General features: G+C 67.6%; 10 protein-coding genes. 2 read left to right on the forward strand and 8 right to left on the reverse strand.

The features are described 5' to 3' along the window. Positions 1-277: 277 nt before the first annotated feature. The 5 genes from ACZ3HL_RS08215 to ACZ3HL_RS08235 form a co-directional block, all read right to left on the reverse strand. The gene (locus ACZ3HL_RS08215; protein WP_465530013.1) at positions 278-1,507 is read right to left on the reverse strand and encodes an HNH endonuclease signature motif containing protein; all 1,230 of its coding nucleotides are present in this window, start codon (positions 1,505-1,507) and stop codon (positions 278-280) included. A 312-nt stretch (positions 1,508-1,819) separates the two neighbouring features. Beyond that, on the reverse strand, positions 1,820-5,803 hold the full coding sequence (locus tag ACZ3HL_RS08220; RefSeq protein ID WP_465529627.1) for a TIGR02680 family protein: 3,984 nt from the start codon (positions 5,801-5,803) through the stop codon (positions 1,820-1,822). Beyond that, a complete protein-coding gene (locus ACZ3HL_RS08225) occupies positions 5,800-7,020 on the reverse strand; it encodes a TIGR02678 family protein (protein ID WP_465529629.1) in 1,221 nt (406 codons plus the stop codon). Before ACZ3HL_RS08225 ends, ACZ3HL_RS08220 begins: the two co-directional genes overlap by 4 nt. Further along, a complete protein-coding gene (locus ACZ3HL_RS08230) occupies positions 7,017-8,510 on the reverse strand; it encodes a TIGR02677 family protein (RefSeq protein ID WP_465529631.1) in 1,494 nt (497 codons plus the stop codon). Before ACZ3HL_RS08230 ends, ACZ3HL_RS08225 begins: the two co-directional genes overlap by 4 nt. A gap of 87 nt (positions 8,511-8,597) precedes the next feature. Beyond that, positions 8,598-8,924, reverse strand: coding sequence for a hypothetical protein (locus ACZ3HL_RS08235; protein ID WP_465529633.1), 327 nt, complete (start codon positions 8,922-8,924; stop codon positions 8,598-8,600). Between the two features lie 108 nt (positions 8,925-9,032). On the opposite strand from ACZ3HL_RS08235, the gene msrA reads away from it, so the two are divergent. Then, a complete protein-coding gene (gene msrA / locus ACZ3HL_RS08240) occupies positions 9,033-9,527 on the forward strand; it encodes a peptide-methionine (S)-S-oxide reductase MsrA (RefSeq protein WP_063273222.1) in 495 nt (164 codons plus the stop codon). Further along, on the forward strand, positions 9,506-9,997 hold the full coding sequence (locus ACZ3HL_RS08245) for a molybdenum cofactor biosysynthesis protein (protein ID WP_465529635.1): 492 nt from the start codon (positions 9,506-9,508) through the stop codon (positions 9,995-9,997). Before msrA ends, ACZ3HL_RS08245 begins: the two co-directional genes overlap by 22 nt. Here ACZ3HL_RS08245 and ACZ3HL_RS08250 read toward each other — a convergent pair. The 3 genes from ACZ3HL_RS08250 to ACZ3HL_RS08260 form a co-directional block, all read right to left on the reverse strand. Beyond that, positions 9,953-10,633, reverse strand: coding sequence for a DarT ssDNA thymidine ADP-ribosyltransferase family protein (locus ACZ3HL_RS08250; protein WP_465529637.1), 681 nt, complete (start codon positions 10,631-10,633; stop codon positions 9,953-9,955). The genes ACZ3HL_RS08245 and ACZ3HL_RS08250 overlap by 45 nt on opposite strands. Further along, on the reverse strand, positions 10,630-12,060 hold the full coding sequence (locus tag ACZ3HL_RS08255) for a UvrD-helicase domain-containing protein (protein ID WP_465529639.1): 1,431 nt from the start codon (positions 12,058-12,060) through the stop codon (positions 10,630-10,632). Before ACZ3HL_RS08255 ends, ACZ3HL_RS08250 begins: the two co-directional genes overlap by 4 nt. 119 nt (positions 12,061-12,179) lie before the next feature. Then, the gene (locus ACZ3HL_RS08260; protein WP_465529641.1) at positions 12,180-12,746 is read right to left on the reverse strand and encodes a TetR/AcrR family transcriptional regulator; all 567 of its coding nucleotides are present in this window, start codon (positions 12,744-12,746) and stop codon (positions 12,180-12,182) included. Positions 12,747-12,780: the final 34 nt, after the last annotated feature.

Genomic DNA, 12,780 nt, shown 5'->3' on the forward strand with positions numbered 1-12,780 from the left:
GGCGAGGCTGGAGGGAATCGGCTGGTGTGTACGGGGGCCGTTGCTGTTTACCGGCGAGGCATCGCCGGGTTCCCGGCTCTGACTCGGCACCGGAGAAACGATCAGCGTCTAATTGAGGGGTAGGTCAAATGCCTCGCGTATGCCGATCATCCGAAGACGTCAAGATCTCTCTGGAACGGTCCCTTATGGACAGTCGGGAAGTGTCTCTCCGGTGAGACCCGCTCCTGCCGCCGACTCCGGCACGCTACGTTTGGCTTGCCGTTCTCGAGCCCGGTGTTCAGAACGGTGGTGGTTCGTCGGCGAGAGGCGCTGGCCGGGGCGGGTGGAGCGGCGGGGGTGAGCTGTCGTAGCCCTGCCCGGTGGGGGTGGTGATGGTGAGGGTGCCGCCGGGGGCGAGGTGGTACGTCCAGCCGGGTTCGTCTTTGAGACGGTGGTCGCGGCGGCAGAGATCGATCAGCTCGTCGGCGTTGGTGTGGCCGCCGTGGTGCCAGGGCAGCGAATGGTCGATGTCGCAGGTTTGCGCGGGGCGGTGGCAGCCGGGTCTTCGGCATTCCCGGTCGCGGACCCGCACGAATTCGTCGAGTCCCGCGGTCGGGCGGTAGCGGTCGCGGCCGAGGTCGAGGACCTGCCCGGAGACGGGGTCGGTGATGATGCGGCGCAGCACGGTATTGGGGCCGGTGGCGATGTGGCGGGCGAGTGCGGCGGGCACAGACCCGTGCCCGGCCAGCTCCGCCGGGTCGTTGTTGAAGCCGAGGTAGGTGAACAAATCCATGTACAGGAACACTTCGCTGCGTTCGCTGGTGCCACCTTGGCCGCTGAGGAGAAGGTCGAGGGCGACGTCCGCGCGGAGCTGATCCAGGGTGCGAGTCTCGTCCCGGGTGTTGAGGGCTCGTGCCGCGCGGTCGATGCGCTGGTAGGCGGCGGCCGCCTTCTCGACGGGGGCGTCTTCGACCTCGATGGACGCGACCCCGGTCTCGCCGTGGCGGAGGGTGAGACGGCGGCCTTCGCGATGGTGTTCGGTTCGTGCGCCGGCGCCGTCGGGGTCGACGGTGTTCGCCGCGTGGTTGGCGGCTTTGCGGATCTGGTCGGGGTTCTTGCCCGGGATCCGGTCTTCCAGCAGCGCGTCGACGGCGCGGGCGTCCTCGTCCGACAGCCAGGCGGTGGCGGTGGCGACTTTCATCGCACCGAACCCGGCCAGTTTCCCTTGATCCATCAACTCCAGAGTGCGGGGAAGGCGGGTGGTCACCGCGTCGGCGGTGGCGACCAGCGCACCCGCGTGATTGTCGGTGACAGACAACGCGAACGCGACTTCCTGGGTGACGCTTCGGGCGCCGTCACGGTGCCGGTTCAGCTGAGCGAGCGCCCGGAAACGGACCGCCTCCAAGCGTGCGATCCCGGCCGACGCGGCTTGCGCGACGGCAACGGAATCCTTGTCGTCCAAGGAATCGACTGCTGTGTTCACCGCTGCCAGTACCTCGGCGTCGATGAGATTCTCGAGTAGCGCCACAGGCGCGGAATATGTGTCCACCCCATGAACATACGACCCGTCACCGACAATTCCCGGCCTTGCAGGCGCGGTGCGCGTAGCCGATTTTCGGCAATGAGACTGAATGGGTGGCTTTACGTTGCTACAGCTTGGGTATCGCCGTTTTTCGGCAAGGGACTACCTCTTCGGTCGTTGGCAACGATCGCTCGGCGTCGTCGATTTCCGGCAACGACAAACGACAACCACGCCACTCAGTTCATATCGAGCGCGCTGGCGACACCCCCGACAGGCAACGAGAAGCCGCCGCGCAGCCAGGCTTTGGGGCCGCTCAGGCTAATGTCCGGCCGGCAGGAGATCGTGCCCGTTCCAGGTGAACCGCGCCGTGGTGACCGCGTCGTCGCCGTCGCCGCCGGTGATGAGCTGGTGGATCCCGACGCCGCGGAGTTCGGCGTAGGTGCACCATTCGTGGTCCGACGTCAGCATCAGGTCGAGGTCGAGTTCGGACAGCAGGCCGAACACCTGCCCCCGGTTGGTCGTGTCGACGCCGACGAACACCTCGTCGAGCAGGATCACCCTCGGCGCCTCGGGCGCGGCCTGGTAGTGCGCGGCGACGGCGGCGAACAGCGGCAGGTGCAGCGCGATCGCCTTCTCCCCACCGGAAAGCGCGCCGTGCAGCTTCTTGGTCAGCAGCTGCCAGCCCGCCCCGTTCGCGCGGTCCACCTTGACCACGAACCGGTGCCAGGACGTGTAGTCGAAGACCTGCGCGAGCTGCTGTTCCCAGCTGGTCGCGGTGTCGTCCGCCTTCGCCTGCTCGACGCGCTCGCGGAAGAACTTGTGCAGGGACACGCGATCTTCGGCGGTCAGCTGATCCGGATCCTTCAGCAGCAGATCCCGCGCGGTCTTGGTGCCCGGCGGCAGATCGGGGGAGACCTGCCACACCAGCCGGACGGCCACCCTCGACGCGGTCCGCACGCGTTCCAGCCGCGCGTTCATGCGAGCGACGAGGTCGTTGGCCTGCCGGATACGGGCCGCGAGATGGCGGCGGGTGTCGCCGGTCAGCGTCTTGTCGAAAAGGTCGCTCTCCCGGTCGGTGATCTCGTGCCTGCTCTGTTCCGCTTCCGCGTAAAGGATCTTCAGCAGTTCGGCCGCGCCGACCCGCAGCCCGTCGACGACGGCGGTGAAGATCTGGACGTCCTCGTCGGTCTCCAGATCGAGTTCCGCCCGCGAGCTGAGGGTGTTCCGGCAGGTGTGCACGGCTTCGGAGAGCCGGTGCAGCGCCTCTCCGAGGTTGCTCGGCGCGTGCGGCACCGACGGCCACGCCGCGGCCACCAGCCGGGCGGTTTCGAGCGCCGACCGCACGCCTTCGGACGCGGACAGGGTGGTCTGGAACTTCTGCAGGTCCTCGATCCCGCCGTCGGCGGGGAAGACGCCGGTCGCGAGCTTCCGGAACCGGAGCGCGGCCGCGTCCTGCTTCTTGGCGGCGTCCTCGCGGGCCCTCGCGTCGGTCGTGCGGCGGACGCCGAGCGCGCCGAGTGACACCGCGAGCTCTTTGGCGTCGGCGTTCGCGGCGCGGAGTTCGCCCGAAAGTTCCCGCAGTTTCGTGCGCAGCCCGTCGATTTCGGCGAGCACCTCGCGCTGGCCGCTGCCCGCGGTCCCCTCGATCGCTTCGAGCATCGCCGTGAGCTTGACGCGTTCGGCCTCCGCCTCGGAAGCCTCGTCCTCACGCCGGGCCGCGTTCGCCTCGGACCGGTTCGCCTGTTCGGTGCACAGCTCGGCCCGCTGGTTCGCGGTGAGCAGGTTCCCGTGCTCGTACAACCAGTTCTCGCCCTGGTCGGAGTAAGTGCGCAGGGCCGTGGCGAGTGCGGCCAAGGGCGCGCGCTCGGTCGGCAGCCCGCTCTCCGAAGCCTGGGCGGTCAGCTCGTGCAGTGCGGTCTTGGCCTCGATCTCCAGCGCGGAGACGGCGGTCTCCAGATGCCGGACGGCGGCGTCGGCGGCGGTCAGCTCGGCTTCGGCCGCGGTCAGTTCTCCCGTCGCGGCAAGGAGATCTTCGTGGCTGGGGCGGGCGGCGCGTTCGATCTTGATCAGCTCGCGCCTTCCGCGGAGCGCGGCCAGCTCGCCTTCCAGCTCGGCGATGGTCTTCTCGCGCAGGGAAATCTTGTCCCGCAGTTCGGCGATCCGGCGTTCCCGCGCGCGAAGACGGGCGGACGCGCCGATGTACGCCGGGGCGTCCTTCGCCCAGCTGCCCGACAGGCCGCCCATCCGCCAGCCGCCGTCCGCGCCGATCGCGGCGGGTCCGGCGGGGAGCGTGTCGTCGAAGGCGATCACTTCCAGGATCCGGCGGATCTTCGCCGGGGACAGCTCCGCGTCGAGTTCCGGAACGAGGACGTCGGCCAGTGAACGGCCGGTGGCCACCGGCAGCGTCCCGGTCTCGGCGAGCACATCGTGTCCGTCGACGACGCCGTGGGAGTTCACCCAGGCGTCCAGCAGACCGGCGCCTTCGAGCGCGGCCTCGATGCCCGCCTGTGCGCTTTCCGGGACAGAGCCTGCGAAATCGACCAGTCGCCACAGTGGTGCGCCACTCATCTCGGCGCGATCCGTCGTGCGGGTGCGCGGCGGCTCTGGCGTGAGGACGTCCTCCGTTTCGAGCACGCCCGCCTCGACGAGGAGTTCGTCGTGTTCGGCGCGCGCGGCGGTCAGCGCGGCACCGGTCGCCGCCTCCCGCCGGATGATGTCTTCGAGGACGGTCTCGGCGACGACGCCGAGCCTGCCCAGCAGCGCGACCTCCGCCTCGGCGTCCCGGACGACCGCTTCCACGTCGGGGAACCGCAGCTCGCGGCAGCCGATCGCCCATTCGGCGAGCCGCGTGCGCAGATCGCTCAGCGCGAGTTCCCGCGTCGCCGTCGTGAGGTCCACACGCTCCTGCGCGGCCGAGAAATCCGACCGCGCGCGGTCGAGATCCGCCTCGGCCTGATGACGCCGCCCGACCGCGCGATCGCGGGTGTCCAGCGCCCGGCCGAGCGTCTCGACCTGGTCGCGTTTGCCGCGCACGGCGGCCTGCAGCAACGGACGAAGCCGGGACGGCTCACCCAGTCCGGCGACGAGTTCGTCGTGCACCCCGGCCAGGTTCGCGCGGGTCGCGGCGGCGCGGACCTCGGTCTCCAGCGAACGCACGAGGTCGGCTTGCCGTTTCGCGACCTGCTTCGCCGCCTGCGAGCGCTCCTCGTCGGCGTCCGCCTCGGCGCGGAGCCGATCCGCGTCCGCCCGCAGCGCCTCGGCCTTTTCCCGCGTGGACAGGGCCCGTTGCCGCAGCTTGTCGAGCTCCTGGCCGTTGCGGTACGACTCGGATTCGGTCAGCCCGGAGAGGCGGGCTTCGGTCTCCTCGACGTCCTTTTCGAGCTTCGCCGCCCGTTCCTCGGCGGCTTCCTTCTTCGCGGCGACCTCGTCGTACTCCTCGGCCGAGCGGCGGGCGGCCGCGGCGAGTTCGTCGAGTTCGCTGGTCGCGGTGATGAGGTTCGCGGCGCCCGCGCGCAGTACACGCTGGGCGTAGGTCTTCTGCCGCGCGGCGAGCGCGCGGGTCGCGTCGACCTCGGTCTCCAGCGAGCCCAGCCGTTCGCGTTGCGCGTCGAGCCGCTCGAAACCCTCGGCGAGATCCGCGATCTCCTGCTGCCCTAACGGCGGAAGCGCGCGCGAGAGCAGATTGGACAGCAGGCTCGGGTCGAGCCGCTGCGAGAGTTTGGGCATCCGCAGCTGGAGCAGCGCGGTGATCAGCGCGTCGTACCGCTGTTCGCTCAAGGTGGGGAACAGTTTCGCCCGGAGCGCCGCGCGGTACTCCGCCGCGCCGTCGTGCACGGTCCCGTGTTCGCCGAGGGCTTCCTCCAGCGCGTTCTTGGTCAGCGGCTGGCCCGCCTCGTTGACCAGCGGCAAGCCGTCGCCCACGCGCAGGTCGGTGGTGAAGAAATCGGCGTGCACCGTACTGGTGTGCGTGCTGGCTTGAAGCCGCGCGCCACAGGTGAACCACTTCTCGCCGGCCATGCCGAATTCGAGCCACACGTACCCGACGCGGGTGGCGCCGGAAGCGCCTTCTCCCATCAGGTTCCAGTGCATGCTGCGTTCGCTGGTGCCGAAGGTCGACAGCCGGTTGGCCCGCAGGCTCGCGTCGAACAGGAACGGCAGCAACAGCTCCAGCGCCTTCGACTTCCCGCTCCCGTTGGGGCCGCGCAACAGCAGGCGCCCGTCGTGGAACTCGAAGATCTCGTCGTAGTAGCGCCAGATGTTGAGAATGCCCGCACGGGAGGGAATCCACCTCGTCACGGTCACGGCGCCTCCTCGGAGCGGTCGGTGTACCTCGCGGCCGCCGGGAGCGGCCGGACGAGTTCGGCTTCGATGCGGACCAGGCCGAAACCGGTCAGCACGGCGAGCGCGTCGACGGTCAGCCGCCGCACCCCGTCCTTGCCCCGGTAGGTCTTGGCCCAGCGAGGGAAGCGTTTCAGCAGCTTGGCGGTGGCCTTCTGCAGGTAGTCGGTGGTGCGCGGCTCGTCGAGCACGTCGAGCAGCAGGAGCGCGGCGACCTTGGCGTTGCTGCCGTCGTCCGGGAACCGCTCGTCTGTGGCCAGCCCGTCGACGTCGACGAGGAGCACGCCCTCCGCGCGCTCTTCGAGGACGAAACCGCCCTGCTCCGCGGCTCGCCGCAGCAGCTGGCGCCCGGTCGGCGTGCCGAGGTACGCGCGCTCTTCCGCGGTCAGTTCGGCGAAGTACAGCACCGGGTCGTCGACCAGACGGCGGAAGACCGTGTGCCGAAGCCATAGGTTCCGCTGTACGTCCGACGCGCTCGGCGTGTCCTCGTGACGGCCAGACGAGAGGCCGTAGCGCTGCTCGTGCGACACCGCCTCCAGCAGTTCCTCGAACCGCAGCGCGACGTCGTCGGCGGGCACGGCCAGTTGTGAAGGACCGACCGGCGCGGCGAGCAGCCGCAGCAACAGGGTCGCGTCCACCCGGAACAGCACCTTCGCCGCGGGATCGTCCACAAAGGACTCGGGATCGCCGTCGGCGGCTTCGAGCACGCCGAAGGACTCCAGCAGCTTGAGGACGTCCACGAAGGCGAGACGCTCCGCCCTGGTGCCGACGTCGAAGGTGGTGAGGAGATCGTCGGCGGCGCTCGCCTGCGTGACGCGGCCGGCGAGGAGGCCGATGGTGGTCACCGGCACGGTCAGCAGTTCGGCTGCCACCACGCACAGCAGGACGTAGCGACGGCGGTCGAACGCGGCGCGCCCGGAGCGCAGCCGCCGCGCCGGGCGCGTGGGGTCGGTGGCCGCGCGGACCTTGACCAGCCGGGCGTAGCCGAGCCGCGGTTCGACGGTGAGCGTCCAGCCGCAGTAGTAGTCGAACCACTGCCGGATGGGCTCACGGCGGCGGCGGATGAGGTCGAAGGTCCCGGGGGAGCCGCGTTCGCCGATCAGCGGGGTGGCCAGCAATGCCCGGATCCCGCGCGCGACCTCTTCGCGTTCCGCGATGACCAGTTGGTTGGTGAGGCTCACGCACCGCCTCCGGCCGTACTGATCTCGATCTCGTAGTCGGGGCCCCGGAAGACACCGCTCGTGGTGGTCAGGCGCGCGACCGCGCCGTTCTGCGGCGGCCGCAGGACGATCTCGATCTGGCCGTCCGACGTCGTGCTCCGCCGGGTGCCGTCCGCGCCGACGGCGCTGCCCAGCGCTTGCCCCAGCAGGTCGAGCAGCCGCTCGAAAACACTGTGGTCGAGCTTCTCGAACGCCGAAAGCCGCACCAGGCCGCCGGTGTCGAGCATGTTCCACGCCGCCTCGAGCTCGGCGCGTTCCTCCAGTGCTTTTTCGGCTCTCGCGGCTCTGATCGCGCTGACGTCGCGAATCCGGCCGGTCCTGGTGAACCGCTCGGTACGGCCAGCGGAGCGAAGCAGCTCCGACACCTCGACCGGCGGCGCGTCGAGCCACGACGCCGTCGTGCTGACCACTTCCGGGTCCGCGTGGGCGAGATGCGCGTGCCGAGCGGAGCTCAGCCCGAACATCGTGGACCACAGGCGATGCAGGTCCTCCTGCGCCGGAACGGCGGTGAACCACCGTGCCAGCTCGCGGAAATCGGCGACCGCGCTGCTCGCGCGCCGCCGCGATTCGGTGATCCGGTCCAGGACCTGGAGGAGCGTGATGATCGCCCGCCGCGCGAGGCGGTGGAGGTCGTCGACCCGCGGCGTCGCCCCGTCTTCGGGCAGGAACCACGCGCGAAGGCCGTCCCAGCGGGCCTTGCGGACTTCGATCCAGCGCGGATCGGGGTTCGGCAGCGACGCTCCGTTGAGCGCCCGCCGGTGCACGCGCTCGATACCGTGGTCGTCGATCTCCTTGATCCGGGTGGCGATCGTGTGCGTGTGATGTTCCAGGTCGTTCAGGAACTCCTGCAGGTAGGTGACCGTTGCCGCCTTGACCTCGTGGAACGTCGCGAGGTCCGCCTCGGCGTGCAGGAGGCGTTGGAGGTCGCCGTTGAAGCGCTTCGTGTTGTCGCGGAACGCTTCGAGGTGGCTCTCGACCTCGGCGAGTGTGCTGAACACGCGTCTGTCCGTGCCGTCTTCGAGCTGCTTCACGAGCTCGCCGAGCCGCTCGCCCAGCGCCTCGAGCGTCGCCGTCTGGAGCGCCCCGGACGCGTTGAGCACCTCGTTCGCGCGGACCACCCCCGCGTACGCCGCTTCGCCCTGCCGGCTCAGCGAGTACTGGAGATTGCGGCGCTCGTACTCCGAGGCCGTCCGGTAGTCGCCCGCGTGACTCTGGACCACGTCGAGGTGGCCCTGGTCGCGCAGCTGGTCCAGCGCTTTGACGAGGTCTTCGTCGGCCAGCGTCTCCAGCCAGCCGACCTCACGCAGCCTCGTGCGGACGTCGTCGATCCCGAGCGCCGTCTCGAGCCGCTCGTTCGCCTCGCCGAAGGCGTGCAGGATCGCCAGGGGGAGCCCGGATCTGCTGCCGTCGGTGAAACGGAACATCTCGGGCGGAACACGGATCGGATCCATGCGTCCTCCGGCGGCTGGTGCGTGGAGCTACACGTTAGGGGGTCACCCAGACGAGTCCGAACGGCCCATCTTTTTCACTCAGAGTGCTCACGTCGTGAACAGCTCGAGGCGCACCGTGGTCCCTTCGACGGTGACCTTGCGGACCACGCGGCGGCCGTCCACGAGCCGGTCGTCCTCCATGACTCCGGGCGGGAAGTTCGACGCTTCGAGCAGCTTGGGCACGTCTTCCGCCGGAAGGGTCAAGACGACCACATAGCGCGAGTCGATGCCCCGGTCGTGCTGGGTCTCCAGCACCTTGCCGCTGGCGGGCATCGAGATCCCGCCGAATCGGAAGGCGTCTTCCGGTGTCGGGCTCGGCGGGGGCGTCGCGCAGCTGACGAGGAGGAGGGAGAGGACCGCGAGCAGGGTTTTCACCTACCGTGAGACGCACGATGGACGTAAGCGTTCCGTCACACTCGGACGGGGATGACAGGGGCGGTGCGACACGTTGTACTGGGTGTCAACGACCGAAGGAGATCTACAGTGACGGAAAAGGCTGTTCTCGCGGGCGGCTGCTTCTGGGGCATGCAGGACCTGTTCCGCCGGCACCCCGGGGTCGTCTCCACCAGGGTCGGCTACACCGGCGGCGACGTGCCGAACGCGACCTACCGCAACCACGGCTCGCACGCCGAAGGCATCGAGATCGTCTTCGACCCGGCGCAACTGACGTATCGGCAGATCCTGGAGTTCTTCTTCCAGATCCACGACCCGACGACCCGCAACCGCCAGGGCAACGACATCGGCACGAGCTACCGGTCGGCGATCTTCTACACCGACGACAAGCAGAAGCAGGTCGCCGAGCAGACGATCGCGGACGTCGACGCCTCCGGCAAGTGGCCGGGCAAGGTGGTCACCGAGGTGACCCAGGCCGGTGACTTCTGGGAGGCCGAACCGGAGCACCAGGACTACCTGGAGCGCATCCCGAACGGCTACACCTGCCACTACGTGCGGCCGGAATGGCAGCTCGGCGAACGCTGATCGTCGCGCTGCACGTCTCCCCGGTGCACGCGTACGAGGGCCGTCCCTCTTCGGGGGCGCGCCCTGATCCGTCCCCGGTCTCGCGCGACCATGTCGAGGTTCGCGCGGGACTGGGGCTGGTCGGGGACCGGTACTTCAACCACCCCGCGCATCGCTCGGCCGCGGTCACGCTCTTCTCTGCGGCTGTCCCCGGCGACCCGCTTTTGGCCCGGCGGAACATCGTCCTTTCGGGCTTCGATGTGGACGCTCTACCGCGGGGTTCGGTGGTGGCTTTGGACTCGGGCGATGGTCCGGTGCGCTTCGAGGTCCACCGGCCCGCGAATCCCTGCGCTTGGATGGACGTCGTCTACCCGCCGGGCACTTTCGCTGCTCTGCGGGGCCGCGGCGGGAAGCGGTGTGTGCCGCTGGATGACGGAGTGCTGCGGCTAGGTCCCGTAGAGATCTTCGTGTGCGAGTTCGAGCGGTCTTGAACCCCTTCTGATCTGGGTCGACAGCTTGTCCGTCTCAAAGAGGTCAGGTGCGATGACGAACGGCGGGTACTCCCGCAACCCGAGTTCGCGCAGCCGGAAGCTCTCCAGTGCCGCCTGTTCATCGCTCTGGAGGATCACACTCCGGACAGCGGTGATCGGGATGGGTCCTGGAATCAATACTTCCGCTTGATCGTCCGTCGGCCACCACGCCGGGTGATGAGGTCCGCGTACACGTTGTCCGACATACTCGGCGAACATCGCCTTGAAGCCGCCGAGGCCGTCTTGAATACCGTGGCCGGAATGCCTTGCGGCGTTGTGTGGACAGAACCTGGTACCCGGTGTGACCAGCAGGACCGGATCCACTGTCAGTATTATCCACTCGGTGAACTGCTCGTCTCGCTTGCGCGCTTCCCTGAAGTACCAGGCGTTCGGGTATTCGAGGCTGAAGGAGATGTGACCGAGGTGCCCGTCCAGCCTGCGTTCATCGGTTGGGCGGTATCCATCGGCGGAATCTCGCAGATACTCGGCATCTCTCAAGGTTCCACTCGCGAGGATGTGCGCCAGGCTCACCGCCTTGGTGAAATGACACAACCTGGTGATACCTCGCTGGCTGGCTTCGTTCAGGACCTCGTTCATAAGCTCATCAATTCGTAGATGCCGGAATCGGCGACGGGAAGCACGCTTGCCAACCGGCCGTGATGGATGAGAACGACGTCGATACGAGCTCGCGTCACGGCGACGTAAAGTTCACGGGCTTGCCTCACTTTGGCTTCTTCCAGCCCGAAGGCGTCGATGGTCGCCTCCGGTGGCAGCTCGTCCTCAGCACGGAGGGGAAGTACGACGGTGTCGAACTCCAGCCCCCGCGCCTCTCTGTATGGACCGTAGTAGACGCCTGGAGACTGGTCCCATTTCGTCATGCCCTTGTGCAGCCTGATCGTCCGCTGCCGGTCCACCAGCCTGGCGATTCGCTCGGTCAGCGCGTCATCCCTGGAAAGTACTGCCACGCGCTGGTCCTTCGTCTGGGTATTCCGGTCGAAGCAGAGGTGTGTGGCGTAGCGCGCCGCCATCCTGATCAGGTCGGACTCCGACTTGGCTTCGTCCAGAACTGGAGGTTCGCCGGTACGGACGGGGGCGGCCGGCTTCACCAGCTCGATCCCGTCGCCGAATCTCGGATAATCGGATATGGCCTTCGCTAGCTGTGCGATCTGGCGCGTGTTGCGGTAGTTGCGATCGAACCGCACCAGCCTTCCACCGGTGACCTTGAGCCCGAGAGATTTCCACGACATCCGGCTGCCGTAGATCTGCTGTGCATAGTCGCCGAAGAAGGTCAGGGAGCCGTCTTCGGGTATCAACGCGGCCAGCGATCGGATCATCTCCGGGGTGAAGTCCTGCCCTTCGTCCACCACGACATGCCGATAGCCGTGTGCGGCCACCTCGCTGTTCAAGGTGTGCAAGAGTTCACTTGCCAGGCCCGACCAGTCAAGATCGAAGCCTTTCTTGGCGAGGAGCTCCTGATAACGACGGTAGACCTTGTAGACGACCAGCCGATCTGCCTGGAGGAGGTTCGATCCGCGCCCGACCCGTTCGAGCTCGCCGCTCAAGTAATCGCTGAAGTCATCGATGCCGTTGCCGTCGAGCCAATCGAACTCGTCCGCGAAGAACCGCACGGGCTTCCTGAATGCCGCAGATCGTTCGCTCGCGTCGAGTCGAACGTCCTTCAACGCGCGCGCTATCAAGTTTTCTCTGGTAGTGGAGTCACAGATCCGCGGGTTCTTCTCGAAAAACTCGCGAAGGATGCGACGTGCGAACACGTGATACTGCTCGACGGTGACACCGGATTCTTCATCCACCAGGCTTTTCAAGTACGTGACCAGGGCTCCGTTGAACGTGATGAGCAAGGTCGGTCCGCCCAGGCCAGGTACCGTTGCCAGGTAACGAGCCCGCCGAACGGCCATAACCGTCTTTCCGCTACCGGCCACTCCCAGTGCGACGCAGTGTCCTTTGCCTCGCAGATAGACGACCTCGCGCTGCTGTCCCTGTGGTTCAGGAAGCTTGTACCCCATTCGGGGAGTATCGCATGTTGATCAAGCTTCGTACGTATGTCGCGCAATTGCGGAAACAGTAGATATTAAGCTCTGATTCTTCAGAATCAGTGGGCAGTCTTACCTGTGTGGCCTATCGATCACAGGTTCCTTAGGCCGTCCTTGATGCGTTCTGTCGTCATGCCACTTCTTCGCTGATGGATGTACTGTGCCGCCGCCAGCGGCGCGAGCAGCGCGTCTGCCCTGAAATGTGCGTCTGCCTCCGGCTGGGTCTCGCTGATCAAGGCCACCAAGTGGCTATGGTGCAGCCGGTACGCACCGGTCGCGAATCGCGCCATCGGCGTCGCGGTCTCCGCGACCATCAGGAGTTCGCCATGCGTCTCGAGCCTGTCGACGTATGCCTCCAGGAATGCCTCCAGTCTCTGGGCAGCGAGTGCCCCGGGCCCCAGTGGCGGTGGCCCGCTGATGAAGGCCTCCTGGAACTCGCGCTCGTTCTCGTCGAGCAACGCCTGCGCCAATGCTCCCTTGTCCGGGAATCGCCGATACACGGTCCCGATCCCGACGCCCGCCTCTGTCGCGACCTCGTCCAACGCGAGCCCGTCGATCCCTTTGGCCGCAACGAGCTTGGCCGCCGCGCGGACGATCTTCTGCCGGTTGCGAGCCGCGTCCGCCCGCTCTGCCGGCCCGGACCCTGCGATGGGAAGCACCTGATGAGCCTAACGGGTGGACAGGTGGAACTTT

Source organism: Amycolatopsis sp. NPDC000009, from assembly GCF_055563465.1.